The organism is Halobacillus hunanensis, assembly GCF_900166655.1.
Classification (GTDB): domain Bacteria; phylum Bacillota; class Bacilli; order Bacillales; family Halobacillaceae; genus Halobacillus_A; species Halobacillus_A hunanensis.
This window is the reverse complement of the sequence record NZ_FVZB01000006.1, coordinates 121,077-141,825: the sequence shown is the minus strand read 5'-3', so window position 1 is coordinate 141,825 and position 20,749 is coordinate 121,077. Positions and strand designations below refer to the sequence as shown.

The following is a 20,749-nucleotide window of genomic DNA, read 5'->3' as shown; positions in this document are numbered from 1 at the left end:
ACTAACAATTTCATGTATGCTATTAGATAAAGGAGGGGGTCCATGCATGTCCTCCTCCTTTATCCATGTGATTAAGAGTTCCTGATTAGGCGTTTTCACATAAATGTTTCGTGGAAACGTACATAATGGGCAGGAACTTTTCCTGACCAAATTGAAGGAGGTTGTCCATTTCATGAATAAAAAAACAATTCGTGATGTAGACGTAAGAGGAAAAACCGTTTTTTGCCGTGTTGACTTTAACGTTCCCATGAGCGGGGGTGAGGTGACGGATGACACAAGAATTAAGGCAGCATTGCCGACGATTAAACACTTATCTGGCAATGGAGCTAAAGTGGTTCTTGCGAGTCACCTTGGACGACCTAAAGGCGAAGTCGTGGAAGAATTACGGCTTGATTCGGTGGCCAAGCGTTTAAGTGAACTCATCGGTCAAACCATCACGAAAACCGATGGAGTAGTGGGCGAAGAAGTGAATACAGCTCTTTCAGAAACACAGGGAGGAGATATTCTTCTGATTGAAAACGTTCGCTTTCATCCTGGTGAAGAAAAAAATGACCCTGAATTAGCAAAGGCTTTTGCCAATATGGCTGATTTATATGTGAATGATGCTTTTGGTGCTGCACACCGGGCTCATGCTTCTACAGCTGGGATTGCAGAACATATCCCTGCAGTTGCAGGCTTTTTAATGGAGAAAGAGATTAAGGTGCTGAGTAACGCTTTATCGAATCCTGATCGTCCGTTCACAGCCATCATCGGAGGCGCAAAGGTAAAAGATAAAATTGGCGTTATAGACAACCTCATTGATAAAGTAGATCATCTCATCATCGGCGGTGGACTGGCCTATACGTTCGTAAAAGCTCAAGGTCATGAAATAGGCAAGTCGCTGCTTGAAGAAGATAAGATTGATCTTGCGAAAGAATACATGAAAAAAGCAGATGAAAAAGGTGTCGATTTCCTCATGCCCGAAGATGTAATTGTTGCTGATGATTTCTCTGACTCTGCCAACACGAAAGAAGTAGCAATCGATAACATACCGGCTGATTGGGAAGCCTTGGATATCGGTCCGAAAACGAGAGAAAAGTATGCAGACGTGATCAAAAACTCCAAGTTAGTAATCTGGAATGGACCTATGGGGGTATTTGAACTTGAGTCATTTGCAAATGGCACGAAGAGTGTAGCCAATGCACTTGCAGAGACGGAAGGTTATTCCGTGATTGGCGGCGGGGATTCAGCTGCAGCCGTAGAGAAGTTTGGTTTTGCTGATGAAATGGACCACGTATCTACGGGAGGCGGAGCATCCCTTGAGTTTATGGAAGGGAAAGAACTTCCAGGCGTAGCTTTACTTAACAATAAATAATTTGTGGAGAGGTGTTTGTGACATGCGTAAGCAAGTAATTGCAGGTAACTGGAAAATGAACAAAACGCACTCAGAGGCAAATGAATTTGTTCAAGCAACTAAAAATGAAGTTCCTTCAGCAAGTGCAGTGGAATCTATCGTTTGTGCTCCATTTCCATTTCTTCAAAAAATGGTAGAAGAAACGAAGGGGACTTCACTTGAGATTGGTGCTCAAAACATGCACTTTGAGGAAAGTGGTGCCTTCACAGGTGAAGTAAGCCCGGTTATGCTTAAAGAGCTTGGTGTTACTTATGTTGTACTTGGTCACTCTGAACGTCGCGAGATTTTTGAAGAGACGGATGAAGTGGTGAATAAGAAAGTTCATGCAGCCTTTAACAATGAATTAACACCGATTGTTTGTGTAGGAGAAACGCTTGAGCAGCGTGAAGCTGACCAAACGATGAACCATGTAGAATCACAGGTGAAAAAGGCGTTGGAAGGCCTGACTGCTGAGCAGATTTCTAATACGATCATCGCTTATGAACCAATATGGGCGATCGGAACAGGTCGTACAGCAACGTCTGAGCAGGCTAATGAAGTTTGCACACATATTCGTAAAGTGGTCGGCGAATTTGCTAGTACAGAGGCAGCAGAAGCAGTACGTATTCAATACGGCGGCAGTGTAAAACCAGCTAACGTAGACGAGCTTCTCTCTCAATCTGATATTGATGGTGCATTAGTTGGTGGAGCAAGTCTCGAAGCTGATTCTTTCCTAAAACTAGTGGAGGCAGGTAAGCATGAGTAAGCAAAATTTAGCTGCCCTCATTATTCTGGATGGCTTTGCCATTCGAGATGAAGAAATGGGTAATGCGGTGAAGCAAGCAAACACTCCTAACTTTGATCGATATTGGAATGACTTCCCTCATGCTCAACTGCAAGCGAGTGGCGAGTATGTCGGTCTTCCAGACGGGCAGATGGGAAATTCTGAAGTCGGTCATTTAAACATTGGGGCCGGCCGCATCGTTTATCAAAGCTTAACACGGATTAATTTAGCCATCCGCAAACAAGAGTTTATGAAAAATGAGGCACTAGTACAAGCTATAACACACGCTAAAGAGAATAAGAGGGGTCTGCACATCTTTGGTCTTCTTTCAGACGGGGGAATTCACAGTCATATTAACCATATGTATGCTCTCCTTCAACTTGCAGCAGATTACGGCTTAGATAGAGTATATGTGCACGGATTTCTTGACGGCCGGGATGTTGATCAACAATCAGCTCTGACCTATATTAAACAAGCACAAGAGAAAATGGCTGAAATAGGTGTAGGGCAGTTTGCTACGCTTTCCGGTCGTTACTACGCGATGGATCGGGATAACCGCTGGGATCGCGTGAAAAAGTCTTACGACGCAATTGCCTATGGTGAAGGTCCGGCTTATTCTGATCCACTTGAAGCTGTTAAGGAATCCTATGAAAAGGAAATCTATGATGAATTTGTAGAACCGGTTGTGATTACGGATGATTCAGGCCATCATATCGCTTCGATCGAGGATGAAGATGCTGTCGTCTTTTTCAATTTCCGCCCTGACAGAGCCATTCAAATTTCACGTTCTTTTGCTAACAATGAGTTCAATGATTTTGATCGAGGAGAAAATGCGCCTAAGAACCTTCACTTTGTCAGTATGACTCAATATAGTGATGCAGTGGATAGTAACATTGCTTTTGCACCAAATGAGTTAAAAAATACTGTCGGTGAAGTTTTGGAAAGTCATAAAATGAACCAGCTTCGTATCGCTGAAACTGAGAAGTATCCTCATGTCACATTCTTTATGAGTGGGGGGCGTGAGAAGGAATTTGAAGGCGAAGAGCGGATCCTGATCGATTCACCGAAAGTAGCTACTTACGATCTGCAGCCGGAAATGAGTGCATATCAGGTAACGGACGCCCTGCTTGGTGAACTGGATGCAGACAAGCACAATGCGATCATTTTGAATTTTGCCAACCCTGATATGGTGGGGCATTCAGGTATGCTTGAACCAACGGTTAAGGCGATTGAAACCGTAGATGAATGTTTAGGAAAGATTGTAGATAAGATACATGAAAAAGGCGGTCATGCTATAATTACGGCAGATCATGGGAATTCCGATGAGGTGACGACACTTGACGGAAATCCAATGACTGCTCATACGACCAACCCTGTTCCTGTCATTGTTACAAAGGATGGGATAAAGCTTCGTCAGGATGGAATTCTTGGGGACTTATCACCTACGCTGCTACAGTTGTTAAAAGTCGAACAGCCTGAAGAGATGACAGGGAAATCATTGATTAAATAAAAAGGAGAGATTTTAATGCCATATATTACAGATGTATACGCACGTGAGGTACTTGATTCACGTGGTAACCCAACCGTTGAAGTTGAAGTTTATACAGAATCCGGAGCTTTTGGCAGTGCACTTGTTCCAAGCGGGGCTTCAACTGGTGAGTACGAAGCTGTTGAATTGCGCGACGTAGATAAGGATCGTTATTTAGGGAAAGGTGTTATCCAGGCCGTTGATAACGTAAATGAAAAAATTGCTCCTAATCTATTAGGTATGGATGTAACACAGCAAGTGATCATTGACCAGTTGATGATCGAGCTTGACGGAACTGAAAACAAAGGAAAATTAGGTGCAAATGCTATTTTGGGCGTTTCTATGGCTGTAGCTCATGCAGCTGCTGACGTAGTTGGACAGCCTCTTTACAAGTATCTTGGAGGGTTCACGGCTTCAACGCTTCCAACTCCAATGATGAATATCCTAAATGGCGGAGAGCATGCAGACAATAACGTTGATATTCAAGAATTCATGATTATGCCTGTGGGTGCACCGACCTTTAAAGAAGCTGTACGCATGGGGGCAGAGATTTTCCATGCGTTGAAGAAAGTATTGAAAGCAAAAGGCTACAATACAGGTGTTGGTGATGAAGGTGGGTTTGCTCCAAACCTTCAGTCGAACGAAGAAGCTCTTTCTACAATCATTGAAGCGATTGAAGAAGCAGGGTACAAGCCTGATGAAGAAGTTAAGCTGGCGATGGATGTTGCCTCTTCCGAAATCTATGAGGATGGCAAGTACAACCTGAAAGGCGAAGGAGTAGTACGTACTTCTGAGGAAATGGTTGACTGGTACGAAGAACTTGTCAATAAATATCCGATTGTTTCTATTGAAGATGGACTTGATGAAAATGATTGGAAGGGTACGAAGCTATTAACAAATCGAATTGGCGATCGTGTTCAATTAGTTGGTGATGATCTATTCGTTACAAACACAACGAAGCTGGCTCGTGCTATTGAAGAAGGTGTTGGGAACTCTATCCTAATCAAGGTTAACCAAATCGGTTCACTAACTGAAACGTTTGAAGCCATCGAGATGGCCAAGCGTGCTGGCTACACAGCTGTTATCTCTCACCGTTCTGGTGAAACCGAAGATGCTACAATAGCTGACATTGCCGTTGCAACGAATGCTGGACAAATTAAGACAGGTGCTCCATCACGAACAGACCGAGTAGCTAAATACAACCAGCTTCTCCGCATTGAAGATCAGCTGCTGGGAACAGCTACTTATGCAGGAGAGAAGGCATTTTACAACCTTAATAAGTAATACACAGGAGTATAACTTCGACTGACCACTTGGCGCCGTGCCAAGTGGTTTTTTTATGAAAAAATAGGGCATTCAATTAGAAATATTCTGTGTTATGATGGAGGATAGTTGTCAGAGTGGTTAGTAGGAGAGCAAAGAGTATGAAAAATTGGATAGCCATAGTCATTTGGCTGATTATAAGTTATGTTGCATTCACTGGGTATTCGATCTGGACATATGGAGAAGAACAGGATAACCTCCAGGCTGAAGCAGCCATTGTATTAGGAGCTGCTCAATGGAATGGCAAGCCAAGCCCTGTGTTTGAAGGCCGTTTAAAACAAGGAATTGAACTTTATAAGGATGGACAAGTTGAATATCTAATTTTTACCGGTGGAGAAAGTGAACATGCAGTGACCTCTGAAGCGGAGGTAGGTCGTAATTACGCAGTAAACCATGGAGTTCCTAAGTCAGATATTCTCATTGAGAGTACATCGCAGGTTACAAAAGAAAATTTGATCAATGCGAAGGAAGTGGCTGAAAAGAAAAAAGTTGATTCCTTCCTGATTGTTAGTGATAAATATCACTTGAAAAGAGCTGTAGCGGTGGCAAGGGAAAATGGAATGGAAGCGACTGGGGTGCCAACTGATTATTCCGCCTATAAAACATTAGAAACTAAAATGCCCTTCTTTTTAAGGGAATGGGTTTATTTTATCGGTTATAAGCTGTTGGATCCTTTTCGCTCATAAAGGCGGGGAAATTGATGAATGTGATAGATGCTATACAATCTCGACGGTCGATTCACGACTTTAAAAATAAATTAGTAGATGAAGCAGTGTTGCAGGAGGTTTTTCAGATAGCCAGCTGGGCACCAAATCATCGTTTAAAAGAACCCTGGAACGTAGTGGTGTATCAGAATGAGGGCGCACAGCATTATGCCGATTTGGTTATTGAAAGTTATTTGAGGCAAGGCTTTGCCGAAGGATATTCTGCTGAGAAAGCGGAGAAGATGATGAACGGAATAAAGCAATTCCTCATTCGCATCCCTCACCATGCTTTAATTTATCTAGATCGTGATCCTGACATTCATAAGTTTGAAGAGGATTATTCTGCGGTTTGCGCCTTTATTCAGAATGCACAACTGGCTGCATGGGAGAGGGGTGTCGGCGCATTGTGGACCACGAGTCCTTATATTCATGACACTGAATTTATGAAAGGGATTGGCCTTGACCCGACATCTCATAAGGTGGCAGGTGTCATACAGTTGGGATACCCAGCCCGTATTCCCGAGCCGAAAGCACGGCGCAAAGTTCAACTTACCTTTCAAAATGAATTGTTTGAGTCAAATTCACAATAGCTCTTTTACACTAAAGACTGACAGGCATCTGAGTAAGGTTCCGTATTTTTAATTGGAAAATGGGGGTTGGGAAACCACTCGCTTTCCACGGGGAAGACGGCAAGACTCCTCGGTCTGCGACCTCCGGGGTCTCGCCAGTCTTTCCTTTCCCGTAGGAGTCTCGCAGTTTCCCATCCCCATTTCGTTATTGAGAGTAACGGAACCATCTTAATAAAAATCGAGTTGTAAAAGGCTAGTAAATAATTTCTTCAACAGATATACTCATCATCAAGGGCCATGGAGTGTATCTGCAGTGATAGAGAGCCGTTTCTTCTTGCTTTATAGAAAGGCGGGAGGGGGAAATAACGAGACTCCTATGGGAAGCTCACAAATTAGAAGATGTTCGGTTAAGTACGGGGGAGGGAAGTTCGACTAAGTTTGGCACGCCCTGAGTCAATACCGGATGGGGCATAGCTAAAACTCATAAGTAAAAAGACGAACAATGTGCTGTTTTAGCGGAGAAAATATACGGAGACTCCTGCGGGAGGAAAGGCCTAGGTGAGACCTCGCAGTGCGCCAGCACAAGAAGGCTCAACAGCCGCCCGCGGAAAGCGAAGTATATTTTCGTAGCGGTTTATATGCACCAATTATAGACTTGAGAGGTGCTTCCTTTTACCACCCCCAAGCTGTACTAAAGCTGAGGGTTATAAAATTCATTTATTCAACAAAAAAATCTGATGTCCAGTTCAATGGACATCAGATTTTTTATGCTCTTCCTTATCGTGACTCTCATCCGGCAATGGATCAACTGTGTGTTTGTAGTCGTATCCTTTTGAAATAGCTACGGCGAAGGCAGCGGCCACCCCAAGTACGATCGCCACACAAATAATCATAATGATCGTAAATGTCATGCAAACACTTCTTTCCTATTACAATTTGAAAAAGAAGATCTTTTATCTATGATCATTTTGCCATAAACTAAGAGTGATTTCTATACGAGATTTGCTTTATCTTTAATGAAATCAACAACTTCTTCCGCAGTACCCATAGCTAGAATTTCATCCTTGTAGGAAGCCAGCTCCTGTTTAGATAAAGATTTGATTTGGGTTCGCGCTGGCAGTACGGAAGTGGCGCTCATGCTGAATTCATCCAATCCAAGTGAAAGAAGCAGTGGGATAGCAATTTCATCTCCTGCCATTTCTCCACACATTCCAGCCCACTTGCCTTCTGAGTGAGCCGCTTCAATTACATTGTTTACAAGATTTAAGATAGCTGGGTTGTAAGGCTGATACAAGTAAGAAACGCGTTCATTCATTCGGTCAGCAGCCATTGTGTATTGGATTAAGTCATTTGTTCCAATACTGAAGAAATCAACTTCTTTAGCGAACTGGCGAGCAATTACAGCTGTTGCTGGAATTTCAACCATCATTCCTACTTCAATTTGGTCGGATACATCCTGGCCTTCTTGAACAAGCTTGTCTTTCTCTTCATTTAATATAGTCTTTGCCTGACGGAATTCATCTAACGTTGCAATCATCGGGAACATAATTTTTAAGTTTCCATGGACACTTGCCCGCAGCAGCGCACGCAATTGAATGCGGAAAATGTCATCACGTTCCAGGCAAAGGCGAATTGCTCGGAAGCCAAGGAATGGATTCATTTCCTTTGGAAGGTCTAAATAGTCTAGTTCTTTATCGCCGCCGATATCAAGCGTACGAACAACTACAGGTTTGTCTCCCATTTGCTTTAAGACAGAAGAATAAGCATCGTACTGCTCTTCTTCCGTAGGCAGTTGGTTCTTGCCCATATAAAGAAACTCAGTTCGGTAAAGACCAACACCTTCTCCGCCATTATTTAAAACGCCCTCAACATCCTCAGGGGTCCCGATGTTGGCAACAAGTTCTACATGTTCCCCTTCAGAGGTCTTCGTTGGTTCATCTTTGAGCTTAGCCCATTCTTGTTTTTTCTTTTCAAAATCGGCAAGCTTTTGTTGGTAAGTTTCGATTTCATCAGAAGTCGGGTCAAGGATGACATTACCGTCAATCCCATCCACAATAATCATGGAATCGTTCTCAGCCTGACGTGTCACGTCTTTAGTACCAACTACTGCTGGAATTTCAAGGGAGCGGGCCATAATAGCAGAGTGAGATGTACGTCCGCCGATATCTGTGGTGAACCCTTTTACATATTGTTTGTTAAGCTGCGCCGTATCAGAAGGAGTGAGATCGTCAGCGACTATGACCACTTCTTCATTAATTAAGGCAGGATCAGGGAAAGTGACGTTAAGTAGGTGTGCCATTACACGTTTCGTTACGTCCTGAATATCAGCTGCACGTTCTTTCATATATTCATTGTCCATATTTTTGAACATGTTGATGAACATATCGGCTGTCTCATCCAAAGCTGCTTCAGCATTTACATCTTCAGATTTTATTTTATCTTCAATCGGATTAATAAGTTCCGGATCACTTAAAACGAGCAAGTGTGCAGAAAAGATCTCCGCATGTTCATCGCCCAACGTTTTCTTCGTGTGTTCTTTAATTTTTTCAAGCTCGCTCTTTGAAACATCGATAGCATCATGGAGACGCTTGATTTCATCAGCAGGTTGGTCAATTTTTGTCTTATCGTAAGTAAGGTCTGGAGCTTCTAAGCGATAGACCTTAGCAATAGCAATACCACTGGAAGCCCCAATTCCTTGTAACTGTCCCATGCAATTATTCCCCCAGACCTTCATTCTTCATTGTCGTTGCCAGATGATCGATCGCTTCTTGCTCGTCATTTCCTTCAGCAGTAATTTTAACTTCAGCTCCTGCTGGGATTCCTAAGCTCATAATGCCCATAATGGATTTTAAGTTAACTGCCTTCTCTTTATAATGCAGGTTAATATCTGACTCATACTTGCCTGCATTCTGTACAAGTACGGTAGCCGGGCGAGCGTGAACGCCGTCTGCAGATGTAATGTTAAATGTTTTTTCTACCATGATTATTCCTCCTTGATAAATCGGTATTTAATGCAAAGATACCCTAACTATACTATTTTAAGCCTTTCGCAGGTCTTTTTTCAAGAATCCTACTATAATTGCAGCCACAATTGATCCTATAAGGATAGCCAGGATGTACAGCATAGCTTGTGTTAAGCCGCCCTGTACTAATCCAATGACAACGATTCCTCCATGCGGTGCTGTTAGATGAATGGTGAAAAGCGCTGTTAGCATCCCTGTTATTGCAGATCCAGCAACCATGGATGGAATGACTCTCCCAGGGTCTGCTGCAGCAAATGGAATGGCCCCTTCAGTAATGAAAAAAGCACCGAGAGCATAGGCTGTTTTTCCAGTTTCGCGTTCCTGATCAGTATATTTGTTTTTGAAGAGTGTTGTTGAAATAGCCATAGCTAATGGTGGAACCATTCCTCCGGCCATGACAATGGCAATAAATTCATAATTTCCTGCCTGAAGCGTAGCTAACCCAAAGGTATAGGCGGCTTTGTTAATAGGTCCCCCCATGTCTACGGCCATCATTCCTCCTAAAATTAATCCGACAAGAGCAATGTTGGCGCCGCTTAGCCCTTCAAGCCAGCTCAGCAGGCCTGTGTAGATGCTCGTTAAAGGAGGATTGATCAGTAACATGATCATTCCTGTTCCGAAAATCGATAACACGGGATAAAACAGAACCGTTTTGAGTCCATCAAGTACATTTGGCAGTCCCGCCAGTAGTTTTTTAATTCCAACAGTCAGGTAACCAGCAAGGAAACCAGCAATTAAGCCACCTAAAAATCCGGAGCCTGTACCGTCTGTGCCTGATGTGATAGCAATTAATCCCCCGACCATACCAGGAGCAAAGCCAGGTCGATCAGCAATGCTGGAGGCTATAAAACCTGCTAAGACAGGTACGAGCAGGAACATAGCATTGCCGCCGCCAATAATACTTAACATTTCAGCGAAGCGGTTGTATTGATCACTGTCCGGATTTGCCGCGTTAATCCCAAAGAAGAAAGAGATCGCAATGAGAATACCACCACCGACTACGAATGGAAGCATGTTTGAGACCCCATTCATAAGGTGCTTGTAAAATCCTGTCCGTTGATTTTGATCACCGGTGGAAGAGTCAGAACTGTTTTGGTTTCCATGATAGATAGGAGCATCTTTATGGATCGCTTTATTGAGTAAGTCTTCTGGTTCATGAATGGCCTTTGCCACCGGAACTTCAATAACTGGTTTTCCATTAAAACCGCTCATATCCACTTTTGTATCAGCTGCAACAATGATCGCATCAGCCTCGGCGATGTCCTCTTCAGTCAGGCGGTTTTTTACACCACTTGAGCCGTTAGTCTGGACTTTAATATTGATTCCCATTTCTTTGGCCGTATCTTTAAGTTTATCAGCAGCCATATACGTATGTGCGATCCCGGTAGGACAGGCAGTTATGGCAAGGATTTTTCCGTCGGTAGAAGTTGTTTCTTCCTCCTCATCTTCCTCTGCCTCTTTCGCATTGATCGCTTCAATGACATCACTTTCCGTTTTAGCCGTTTCAAGCTTTGTACGGAAATTCTTATCCATTAAGAACGATGATAAACGAGACAGCGTTTCTAAATGGGTTTGATTCGCTCCTTCAGAGGCAGCGATCATAAAAAAGAGGTTGGTGGGCTGACCGTCTAAGGATTCATAATCAAGACCTTCTTGCGAGCGTCCAAAGGCAATGGCCGGTTCAGCAACCGCGGAAGTTTTAGCATGGGGGATAGCAATCCCTTCTCCAATACCTGTAGTACTTTGTTGTTCGCGAGCCTCGATCGCCTTTATATATTCTTCTCGATCAGACAGTTTGCCTGCTTCGTCCAACTTACCGATTAACTCATCAATTGCTTCCGCCTTCGATGAAGCACTCATATTAAGAACGATTGTTTTCGTTGTTAATAGGTCAGTAATCTTCATTTGTGTTTCCCTCCTTAAGAAGTGGGGTGATTGTTATTTGATTTAACAAATTTTCTACATCTGATTGCTGGCATAAGTCATCCTGGAAAGCTGTAGCACTTCCGGCGGCTACACCATATCTAAAAGCTTCTTTCATGTCCTTGTTTAAAGAAAGAGCAGAGATAAATCCAGCAACAACTGAATCTCCAGCTCCTACTGAGTTTTTAACATTTCCTTGAGGCACATCCGCATGCATCTGTACCTGTTCATTTACATAAACAGCTCCTTCTCCCCCCATGGAGACGATCACATGTTTAGTACCTTGCTGAACCAACTTTTGTGCATAGTAGGCGGCTTGTTCTTTTGTTTCAATGGCTGTGTTAAACAAATTACCAAGCTCGTCATCATTTGGTTTCAATAAAAATAAAGATTTACCAATTAATTGTTTTAACGCCTCTCCAGAAGTGTCTGCTACAAGCAACACTCCATTGGTTTCACAGATGTCGGATACTTGAGAATAAAAATCTTCCGGGAGAGAGGACGGCACATTTCCTGCCAGAATGAGAATATCGTTTGTTTTCATTTTTTTAAATTGTGCCAGCAACTCTTCCAGGTGCCGGGAATTTATCGCTGGACCCGGACCGTTAATTTCGGATTCTTGATCATCTTTTAGCTTGACGTTAATCCTTGTATATTGTCCTGTATCGACAAATTGATGATGAACTGCTTCCTGGTCTAGAGAGTCGGTGATAAACTTGCCTGTAAATTTTCCAAGGTAGCCAAGTGCCGTGTTTTTTATAGAGAGTCTAGCCATAACCCGGGAGACGTTAATTCCTTTTCCTCCTGGATAAAATAATGTCTTATCTGCCCGGTTCAACTTACCTAGCTGAACTTGGTCAATCTGCATAATATAGTCTATCGAAGGATTTAAAGTACAAGTATAGATCATGGTGTCACAACCTTTAAGATAGTTTTTTCATTATAAGAAGCGGATAAAGCCCCTTGATAATTTGTAATGATGCTTGCCTCTGCTAGATCAGCAATTTTTGAAAAGGCGACTTCCTCAAACTTAGAGTGGTCAGCCAGGACAAATCGTTTTTGAGAAAGAGATAACGCTGAGCGTTTAATGACCGCCTCCTCAGGATCAGGAGTGGTAAAACCGTCTTCTAGTGTAAGACCGTTTACACCAAGAAAACATTGATCGTATCGATATTGCTCTAAGTTTTTTAAAGCCATGGTTCCAATTATTGCTTTAGTCCGCTGCTTAACAAATCCTCCGAGAATATACGTGGGAATCGAATGGCTGCTAAGCGCATGAAGATGATTCAATCCATTTGTAACGACAGTAATGTCTTTATCCGATAAATGGGGGATCATTTCGTAAGTTGTAGAACCGGCATCAATAAAGATACAATCTCCATCTCGAACCAGAGATGCAGCCATTATTGCAATGGAAGTTTTTTCCTGATGGTTTTTAGTTGTTTTTTCAAGTAGTGTTGGTTCCTCGCTTGTGGCTTGCCTTAACGATGCACCACCGTGTACCCGCTTAAGCTTCCCTAACTGTTCCAATTGATCCAAATCACGTCTAATCGTCGATTCAGAGGAGGTAGTATGTTCAACAAGTTGTTTGATTGTAACGGTATGATGTTCTTCAATCAGTTCAAGAATTAGCCTATGTCGTTCAGGTGTTAACAATCAGACTCCTCCTTTCTCATTCCTTTTAACTATATTTTAAAGTAAGCCTTTACAAAAATCAATCATAAACAGTCAAATTCGATCATTATCAGTCAAATTATTTTCAAAAACAGTCATAAGGTAATTCTGCGATCTATAATTTTCCAAAAATATTCTTTTGATTCCCTTTTAATCATCTAAATTTTCTTGCTGATTGGGGGCTTTTATGCTACATTTAAAAATAGTTACTTGTGCGTCTTTAGGAGGTGTTGGCACATCATGGAAACACTTGCGATTACTTTATTAGCGATTGATACGGTTGCCTTAATTGTTCTTGTGCTATTACAATCTGGAAAAAGTGCCGGGTTATCTGGAGCTATCTCTGGAGGAGCTGAACAATTGTTCGGGAAACAGAAAGCGCGCGGAATCGATGCCGTTCTTCATCGGGCAACTGTTATAACAGGAGTCTTATTCTTTGTCCTTTCTTTCCTGGCAGCTTACGTCTTAGGATAGTCTTAAATAAATGATGAAAAGCCGTGCTTTTTTACATAAGCACGGCTTTTTTAGTGGAATAAATAAATCTGATGTGATTTGTGACTGAATTTGGTAAGATAGAAACATTGCAAATCAGGAATGATTTTTTCCATTTAAGGAAATAGTTGAAGTAAGGAGACCAAACGATATGAAAATAAAACAACCAGAACCATTTACATTTGAAGCGGGAGATCGTGCAGTGTTATTACTTCACGGATTTACAGGCCATTCTGCTGATGTACGGATGCTTGGCCGGTTTCTCCAGAAGCATGGGTATACAAGTCATGCCCCCATTTACCGTGGCCATGGACAGGAATTAGAGGCGTTGATTGATGTGACACCAGAGCAATGGTGGACAGATGTAAAGGACGCATTGAACCACTTACGCGAATTGGGATATGAACAAATTGCAGTGGCTGGTCTGTCATTGGGTGGAGTTCTTGGATTGAAACTTGCATACTCAGAGCCTATTAAGGGTATCGTGACAATGTGTGCACCGATGTTCTTCGATAATGAAACACAGCTGACCCAGGGCTTTCAGTTTAAAGCGAAGCAATACAAACAGTTAGAAGGGAAAGACAAAGATACAATTGAGGGAGAAATCCAGCAATTATTAGATGAATCAGAAGGTATGTTTAAACAGCTGGGACGATTCATCACCAGTGTTCACGATGAAGTCGACCAAATCTATACGCCGGCTTTTATCGTTCAAGCTGAACAAGATGAGATGATTAATACAGAAAGTGCTAATTATATTTATGAGCAAATAGAGTCCGATCAAAAGGATATCAAATGGTACAAAAACTCTGGCCATGTGATCACAATGGATAAAGAAAAAGAACAGCTTTATGAGGACATCCTCGCATTTCTTGAATCTCTTGATTGGTCTTAAGGACCGGAGTCTTGTCCTTTGCTTAAAGGAGGTAAGACGAAGATGAACAATGAGTTATTACAAAAAGTACGTGAACACTTTAATGAAAAAGCTTCTAAACCTTTGTCGGTGAGTGAACTTGAAGAGGCGCTTGAGCTTCAAGGATCAGACGAGTTCAAAGACCTGATGAAAGCCCTGAATCAATTGGAAGAACAGGGTGAACTTGTTCGAACGAGGAAAAACCGCTTTGGACTGCCGGAGAAAATGAATTTAATCCGCGGCAGGATCCAGATGCATGCAAAGGGTTTTGCGTTTCTGCTCCCGGAAGACGATAGTAAGGATGATGTTTATATCCATCATTCTGATTTACATTCAGCCATGAACAATGACACAGTACTCGTTCGTGTCGAAAAGCGGGACGAGAATGGTCAGCGCCCAGAGGGGACGGTTATCCGAATTGTGGAGCGTGCTACCACACGAGTGGTCGGAACATTTGAATCAAGCCGTAACTTTGGATTTGTGGTTGCCGATGATAAACGGATTCCCAATGATATCTTTATCCCTAAAGGTCAAACAAATGGTGCAATAGAGGGGCATAAAGTCATTGTATCGATTACCAAGTTTCCTGAAGAGCGGATGAGTGCGGAAGGGGAAGTTGTGGAGATACTGGGTCATAAAAACGATCCAGGGATCGACATCATCTCGATTATTCATAAGCATGGCATTAAGACTGAATTTCCAGAGGAGGTTCTCGACCAGGCTGGCCAGACACCTGATCAAATCTCAGAAGATGAGATTGGCAATCGCCGTGATCTCCGTGATGAGATGATTGTGACCATTGATGGAGCAGACGCTAAAGATTTAGATGATGCGGTCACAGTCAAAAAACTGGATAATGGCCATTATAAATTAGGAGTCCATATTGCGGATGTTACGTATTATGTTGAAGAGAATTCTCCTATTGATAAAGAAGCTAAGGAACGGGCGACAAGTGTTTACTTAGTTGACCGAGTGATCCCGATGATCCCCCATCGGTTATCGAATGGGATATGTTCGCTTAACCCTCAAGTGGATCGATTAACGTTATCGTGTGAAATGGAAATTAATAGCCAAGGTGATGTAGTCGGGCACGAAATTTTCCAAAGTGTCATTAAAACGAACGAACGGATGACGTATCGTGACGTCAATTCGATATTAGAGGACAACGATGAAGAACTCATAGAAAAGTATAAAGATCTTGTGCCGATGTTCCGTGAAATGGAAGGACTGGCTGCTACGCTGCGAAAGAAGAGGTTTGGTCGTGGTGCGATTGATTTTGATTTTAAAGAAGCCGGTGTGATTGTTGATGAAGAAGGCAAGGCTGTTGACGTTAAAATTCGTGAACGTTCTGTAGCTGAACGTCTGATTGAAGAGTTCATGCTGGCAGCTAACGAGACGGTGGCTGAGCATTTCCACTGGATGGACGTGCCGTTTATTCACCGTGTACACGAGGATCCGGATGAGTCAAAACTACAAAATTTCTTTGAATTTGTAGCTAATTTAGGATTTGCAGTTAAAGGATCTGCCGATAACATACACCCTCAAGCCTTGCAGAAAGTACTTGAAGAAGTGAAAGAAACTCAGGAAGAAATGATTATTTCGAAGCTGATGCTTCGCTCTATGCAGCAGGCAAAATATGATCCACAGAGTCTTGGCCACTTCGGCTTATCAACTGAGTTCTACACCCATTTCACCTCACCGATTCGGAGATACCCTGATTTAATCGTCCATCGGCTAATTCGAACGTATTTGGTGGAAGACAAATTAGATTATAATACTCGGAAGCATTGGAAAGACCAGCTCCCTGAAATCGCCAAACACTCTTCAGAGATGGAGCGAGCTGCTGTTGATGCTGAGCGGGAAACAGATGATCTGAAAAAAGCGGAATACATGGAAGATAAAATCGGCGAAGAGTATGAGGGTGTAATTAGTTCAGTGACGAGTTTCGGCCTGTTTGTAGAGCTGCCTAACACGGTAGAGGGGCTTGTTCATGTGAGTACACTGACAGATGATTACTACAATTTTCAGGAAAAGCAGTTTGCCATGATCGGTGAGCGGACAGGCAATATGTTTAGAATCGGTGACGAAATCACGATTAAAGTTGTCAATGTAAACTTAGACGAAAGAGTGGTGGATTTTGAAGTAGTTGGGATGAAACCTAGAAAACAACGGGAACGTAAATCCCGCCCAACCCAAATTCAATCAAAAGCTCCTGAGCAGAAAAAAAACAAGAAAAAGAAAAAGCAAAAAGGAAATAAACCTTTTTATCGTAATAAAGGACTTCCTAAAAAGGGAAGAAAGAAAAAGAAGTAAATTTACCTTTTATATAGACTAAGCGCGCGGTAAGTTACTGCGCGCTTGGTTATGTCGGGTTACTATCCCGTAAAGAATCCATGGGTCCTGGACTTCGTAAGGGCTTAAATAAGGTATTTGTTTAAATCCTTCTTCTGAAAAGTCGATCCAGCAGCCGTAATTGTCCTTATTCTTTTTCCAGTGGTCATAGATGGTCTCAAAAAACCCGGGCTGTTGATAATGATCGTTCCAAAAATATTTAACATGAGAATACTGATACTTCTTTTGATCATTTTTGATTAAAACAAATCTTGTTTGATCAGGATTCACATACATACTAGCATCTTCTAAGTATTTCTCTGTGAAAAGCACTTGATCGTATGGTAAAGGGTAATAACATTCATAAGGAAACAAACCAAGGGCGTTATCTGACAAACTGAGTAAATAGGAGAATTTCTCTTTTATATCATAAATTCCTTTCCAAACTTTTCCTGGAGTATGACCGTTTAACTTCTCAGGTGATGTTAAGGTCAAGTAATGACTTACTTGGCCTGGCTGTAATCCTATCTTTTCAAGTACTTTACGAGTAGGGTAGTTTGAGAGATGAGTGTTTGCCCCAATCCATTTGATTTCAGGCATATCTCTTAGTTCTTTGACTACTTGAGAAAGCAATGCAGTAGAATACCCTTTTGAACGAAGGGTAAGGTCGCTTCTTAACCGTCCAATCATGGCATATTGGTTCTCCCCAAATAAGCTGTATCCCCCAATGGAAACCAACTTCCCTTCGCGAAACAAGCCGAATAGCTCCTGTGTGTCGGAACTAATTAGCCGGTCAAAAATACGAATTATATAATCATCATCGATCCCTGTGTTCATCTGTTTTACAGCAGGTAGATCATGGAGTGATAATTTTTTGATAGGCATGACTTGGGAGTTCAATGTAATCGCTCCTTTTGTTAACATTTGTAAAGTATCATCTCACACCCTCGTTAAGAGTGTCCATAAGAAGGTTCTCTCATAAGATTCAAATTGGATATACATCAGATATTTGGTACAATTAAATTCACGTATTAGAGGAGGAAATCGCTATGCCAAGAGGAAATGGAAAGACCATCGCGCAAAATAAAAAAGCGCGTCATGATTTTTTTATAGAAGAAACCTTTGAAGCGGGGATTGTCTTACAAGGGACCGAAATTAAGTCAATACGGGCAAGTCGTGTAAACTTGAAAGATAGCTTCGCACGTATTCGTAACGGAGAGGTTTATCTGCATAATCTTCATATCTCTCCATATGAACAGGGCAATATTTTTAACCATGATCCTACTAGAAGCCGTAAACTTCTGCTTCACCGGAAGCAAATCAATCAGTTGATTGGTCAAACTCAGCAAAAGGGGTATTCTCTCGTTCCCCTGAAGATTTATATTAAAAATGGGGTAGCCAAAGTACTGATTGGCCTAGGAAAAGGGAAGAAGAAATATGATAAGCGTGAGGATCTCAAACGTAAGCAGGTCAATCGTGAAATTGACCGGGCTATTAAAGACAGTTTAAAATAATTGCTTGATTTTTAGTGCAAATGTGCTATAATAATTATGTCGTAAACAAAATATGAATAAAGAGCTTGATGCTCTATCCTTAATCCTAACGGGGACGTTACGGATTCGACGGGGATAGGTCGAGCTTGGGTTGCAAGTCGAGCGACGACTCGTAAAACGTCATTTGCCTATAATAACTGGCGAATCTAACGATAACCTAGCTGTAGCTGCGTAAGTAGTCTATAGCTGATCCTTCCTGGCATCGCCCGTGTGCTAGATGAAGGGTCTCAAACTGAAGCGGGCTACGCGTTTTTCCACCGCCTGAGGAAAAACGAAGAGACTAATCAGGCTAGCTGCTCGGAAGCCCGTTGATAGGCCGAAGAGACAGTGAAAGACAATATATCAACTACGCTTGTAGAAGCCCGAGTGCCGATATCTCCGGACGTGGGTTCGACTCCCACCGTCTCCACCAATACATAATTTGGTGGCTGAATACAATAATTAATGCGGTCTTACCATTGCGGTGAGGCCGCTTTTTATGTTTATCTTTCATAGATAGAAAGCAGGCGTGGTACCGCCTGCTTTCTTCTTGATGATTGGGATCAAGTTAGTTAGGAAGCTTGTTCTTTTGTTTTTTTACTTGCTTCTTATGCGCATGGCTATGAGCTTTATACCGATCCTCTTCAACTTCATTGGAGGATTTTTTACCTTGTGGAACAGTGTGTTGTGATACTTCTCTTATACCGGCTTGATCTTTTTCATATACAAGCGAAGCTCGCGTAGAAATGTCTGCTCCGGGTTCTGTCACATACGGAAGAACACGATAGTCCGTTTTCCATTGATGGGGCGTTACGTGGCAGCGAACATAACCCCGGTAATCATTAAAAAATTGAATGTGGTCATTTAGAGTTAAAATCCGCTCCGTATCTGCCCGTTGATCTGAACCGTTTCCACCCGAGGTAATGGAAGTCCCAACGAATTCTGCCCCATAAACTTGCGAGTCAGGCTTATTAAAATCAGCAATTAAGTTCGATGCCCAGTTCGCATGGACATCCCCTGTTAAGACAATAAAGTTATCCATGTCTTTGCTTTTAACGAAATCGGTAATTCGCTGGCGGGCCGGCGTGTATCCGTCCCAAGCATCCATGCTGAACAGTGGTTCGTCAGCGCTTGGACCGTAGTTTCGCTGAGCGAAGAAAATCTGTTGGGCCATGACGTTCCACTTAGATTGTGATTGACCAAGGTTTTGAAGCAGCCAATCCTCTTGTTTCTCACCGAGAAGGGTGCGTGATGAATCAAGAGATTCAGCTGTTTGAGGAGAACTTGTGTCTCCATTTGCCTGATCAGAACGATATTGGCGTGTATCCAGAACAAAGAAATTTGCTAAATCACCATAGGAGAATTGGCGATATAGCTGCATATCAGTACCATGCGGCATGGAAGACCGTCTCAGCGGCATATGTTCGTAATACGCCTGATAGGCAGCGACACGGCGTTTTACAAATTCTTCAACGGCCTGCCCTTTTTCCGGAATCATATCAGCATAGTTGTTTTCCACTTCATGGTCATCCCAGGTGACAACCCATGGAAAAGCAGCGTGGGCTGATTGAAGATCCTGATCAGTTCGATATTGTGCATGCCGGTTTCGGTAATCATCCAGCGTTTTAATTTCTGGTCCATTATGGTCTCTGACGTTTCCTGTACCGGAAACATATTCATTTGGTCCATATTCATATATGTAGTCTCCCAAATGAAAGACAAGGTCAAGATTTTCTTTAGCCATATGTTTGTATGCCGTATAATAACCATGTTCGTATTGTTGGCAAGAAGCAAAGGCAAAAGTAAGACTTGATACGCTGGCACCAGCTGCCGGTATCGTTTTAGTTTTACCTACCTGGCTAAGCTCATGGCCTGCCTTAAATCGATAGAAATATACGGTGTCTGGCTGAAGTTTGTCTACTTCTACATGGACAGAATGAGCTAATTCCGGCCTCGCTACCTCCGTTCCGCGCTGAACAATGTGGCGGAAGTGCTCATCTTTCGCTAATTCCCATTTTACCGGAATATTGTGCCAAGGAACTCCGCCGCCATTAAGAGGTTCTGGAGCAAGCCTCGTCCAAAGTACAACACTGTTAGACAAAGGGTCTCCAGAAGCAACCCCAAGTGAAAAAGGATAGCTGCTGAATTTCGCAGCAGATGCGTCCACCTTTAAACCTCCCATCGACTGAGCGATAACGAGTCCGAGGGAAAGACCTGCAATTTTTCCTGCCCCTTGCAGAAAATCCCGTCGGTCGAAGTTTTTCGATTGACTTTCCTGATTTAACTGTTCGATCCATTGATCCAATGGTTTTTCTTGTGACATGTTACCTTCACCTCTCTAATTCTAAATAAGTTGTTTCGTGTTTTATGATAGAGGTTGATTATTAATGAGTTGTTAATTGTTGTAAATTAACAAAGAGGAGGTCACACGAGGATAGATATATATTAGTAGAATGATCGAACAATTAAAGTTACTTATATTTCCAAATGATAAGTATTTACCTAGTTGAATTTAAAAATCAGTCCGTTAATCACGTGGCTTAAGAACTATTTTTCTTCATTATGAGTTAAAGAAAATAAA

General features: G+C 42.3%; 18 protein-coding genes and 1 other RNA gene. 11 read left to right on the top strand and 8 right to left on the bottom strand.

Annotated elements, in window-relative coordinates:
- The first annotated feature begins 172 nt into the window (after positions 1-172).
- The 6 genes from B5354_RS06420 to B5354_RS06395 all read left to right on the top strand — a co-directional run bounded on the left by B5354_RS06420 (position 173) and on the right by B5354_RS06395 (position 6,301).
- Positions 173-1,354, top strand: coding sequence for a phosphoglycerate kinase (locus tag B5354_RS06420; RefSeq protein WP_079527078.1), 1,182 nt, complete (start codon positions 173-175; stop codon positions 1,352-1,354).
- A 22-nt stretch (positions 1,355-1,376) separates the two neighbouring features.
- Positions 1,377-2,138, top strand: a complete 762-nt coding sequence (gene tpiA / locus B5354_RS06415) for a triose-phosphate isomerase (RefSeq protein ID WP_079527077.1) — start codon at positions 1,377-1,379, stop codon at positions 2,136-2,138.
- The gene (gpmI, locus tag B5354_RS06410) at positions 2,131-3,666 is read left to right on the top strand and encodes a 2,3-bisphosphoglycerate-independent phosphoglycerate mutase (protein ID WP_079527076.1); all 1,536 of its coding nucleotides are present in this window, start codon (positions 2,131-2,133) and stop codon (positions 3,664-3,666) included. Before tpiA ends, gpmI begins: the two co-directional genes overlap by 8 nt.
- Positions 3,667-3,681: 15 nt before the next feature.
- Positions 3,682-4,968: a phosphopyruvate hydratase gene (eno, locus tag B5354_RS06405; RefSeq protein WP_079527075.1), complete on the top strand. Its 1,287-nt coding sequence runs from the start codon at positions 3,682-3,684 to the stop codon at positions 4,966-4,968.
- A 140-nt stretch (positions 4,969-5,108) separates the two neighbouring features.
- Positions 5,109-5,693 carry a YdcF family protein gene (locus tag B5354_RS06400; protein WP_079527073.1) on the top strand — a complete coding sequence of 195 codons (585 nt, stop codon included), beginning with the start codon at positions 5,109-5,111 and terminating at the stop codon, positions 5,691-5,693.
- A gap of 14 nt (positions 5,694-5,707) precedes the next feature.
- Positions 5,708-6,301, top strand: a complete 594-nt coding sequence (locus B5354_RS06395; protein ID WP_079527071.1) for a nitroreductase family protein — start codon at positions 5,708-5,710, stop codon at positions 6,299-6,301.
- 725 nt (positions 6,302-7,026) lie between these two features.
- Here the strand turns inward: B5354_RS06395 and ytzI are convergent.
- From ytzI to B5354_RS06365, 6 genes are all read right to left on the bottom strand, one after another.
- The gene (ytzI, locus tag B5354_RS06390) at positions 7,027-7,191 is read right to left on the bottom strand and encodes a YtzI protein (RefSeq protein WP_079527069.1); all 165 of its coding nucleotides are present in this window, start codon (positions 7,189-7,191) and stop codon (positions 7,027-7,029) included.
- An 80-nt stretch (positions 7,192-7,271) separates the two neighbouring features.
- On the bottom strand, positions 7,272-8,990 hold the full coding sequence (ptsP, locus tag B5354_RS06385; protein WP_079527067.1) for a phosphoenolpyruvate--protein phosphotransferase: 1,719 nt from the start codon (positions 8,988-8,990) through the stop codon (positions 7,272-7,274).
- Between the two features lie 4 nt (positions 8,991-8,994).
- Positions 8,995-9,261, bottom strand: a complete 267-nt coding sequence (locus B5354_RS06380; RefSeq protein WP_079527065.1) for a phosphocarrier protein HPr — start codon at positions 9,259-9,261, stop codon at positions 8,995-8,997.
- A 57-nt stretch (positions 9,262-9,318) separates the two neighbouring features.
- Positions 9,319-11,208 carry a PTS fructose transporter subunit IIABC gene (locus B5354_RS06375; protein WP_079527063.1) on the bottom strand — a complete coding sequence of 630 codons (1,890 nt, stop codon included), beginning with the start codon at positions 11,206-11,208 and terminating at the stop codon, positions 9,319-9,321.
- Entirely contained in the window at positions 11,195-12,136 is a 942-nt protein-coding gene (gene pfkB, locus B5354_RS06370; RefSeq protein WP_079527061.1) for a 1-phosphofructokinase, read from the bottom strand. Before pfkB ends, B5354_RS06375 begins: the two co-directional genes overlap by 14 nt.
- Complete coding sequence (locus B5354_RS06365) at positions 12,133-12,882, bottom strand: DeoR/GlpR family DNA-binding transcription regulator (protein WP_079527059.1); 750 nt, start codon at positions 12,880-12,882, stop codon at positions 12,133-12,135. The genes pfkB and B5354_RS06365 overlap by 4 nt, the downstream gene beginning before the upstream one ends.
- Positions 12,883-13,140: 258 nt before the next feature.
- Between B5354_RS06365 and secG the strand changes: the two genes are divergently transcribed.
- The 3 genes from secG to rnr all read left to right on the top strand — a co-directional run bounded on the left by secG (position 13,141) and on the right by rnr (position 16,618).
- Positions 13,141-13,374, top strand: a complete 234-nt coding sequence (secG, locus tag B5354_RS06360) for a preprotein translocase subunit SecG (RefSeq protein WP_079527057.1) — start codon at positions 13,141-13,143, stop codon at positions 13,372-13,374.
- A 169-nt stretch (positions 13,375-13,543) separates the two neighbouring features.
- Positions 13,544-14,287 (top strand): alpha/beta hydrolase, encoded by a 744-nt coding sequence (locus B5354_RS06355; protein WP_079527055.1) that lies wholly within the window; start codon positions 13,544-13,546, stop codon positions 14,285-14,287.
- Between the two features lie 42 nt (positions 14,288-14,329).
- Positions 14,330-16,618, top strand: coding sequence for a ribonuclease R (gene rnr / locus B5354_RS06350; RefSeq protein WP_079527054.1), 2,289 nt, complete (start codon positions 14,330-14,332; stop codon positions 16,616-16,618).
- Positions 16,619-16,636: 18 nt separating this feature from the next.
- On the opposite strand, the gene B5354_RS06345 is transcribed toward rnr, so the two are convergent.
- Positions 16,637-17,536, bottom strand: coding sequence for a GNAT family N-acetyltransferase (locus B5354_RS06345; RefSeq protein WP_245804731.1), 900 nt, complete (start codon positions 17,534-17,536; stop codon positions 16,637-16,639).
- A 149-nt stretch (positions 17,537-17,685) separates the two neighbouring features.
- On the opposite strand from B5354_RS06345, the gene smpB reads away from it, so the two are divergent.
- Both smpB and ssrA read left to right on the top strand, forming a co-directional pair.
- Positions 17,686-18,150 (top strand): SsrA-binding protein SmpB, encoded by a 465-nt coding sequence (gene smpB / locus B5354_RS06340; protein ID WP_079527050.1) that lies wholly within the window; start codon positions 17,686-17,688, stop codon positions 18,148-18,150.
- A 90-nt stretch (positions 18,151-18,240) separates the two neighbouring features.
- Positions 18,241-18,601, top strand: a transfer-messenger RNA (tmRNA) gene (gene ssrA, locus B5354_RS06335).
- 135 nt (positions 18,602-18,736) lie between these two features.
- Here the strand turns inward: ssrA and B5354_RS06330 are convergent.
- On the bottom strand, positions 18,737-20,491 hold the full coding sequence (locus B5354_RS06330) for an alkaline phosphatase D family protein (RefSeq protein ID WP_079527048.1): 1,755 nt from the start codon (positions 20,489-20,491) through the stop codon (positions 18,737-18,739).
- Positions 20,492-20,749: the final 258 nt, after the last annotated feature.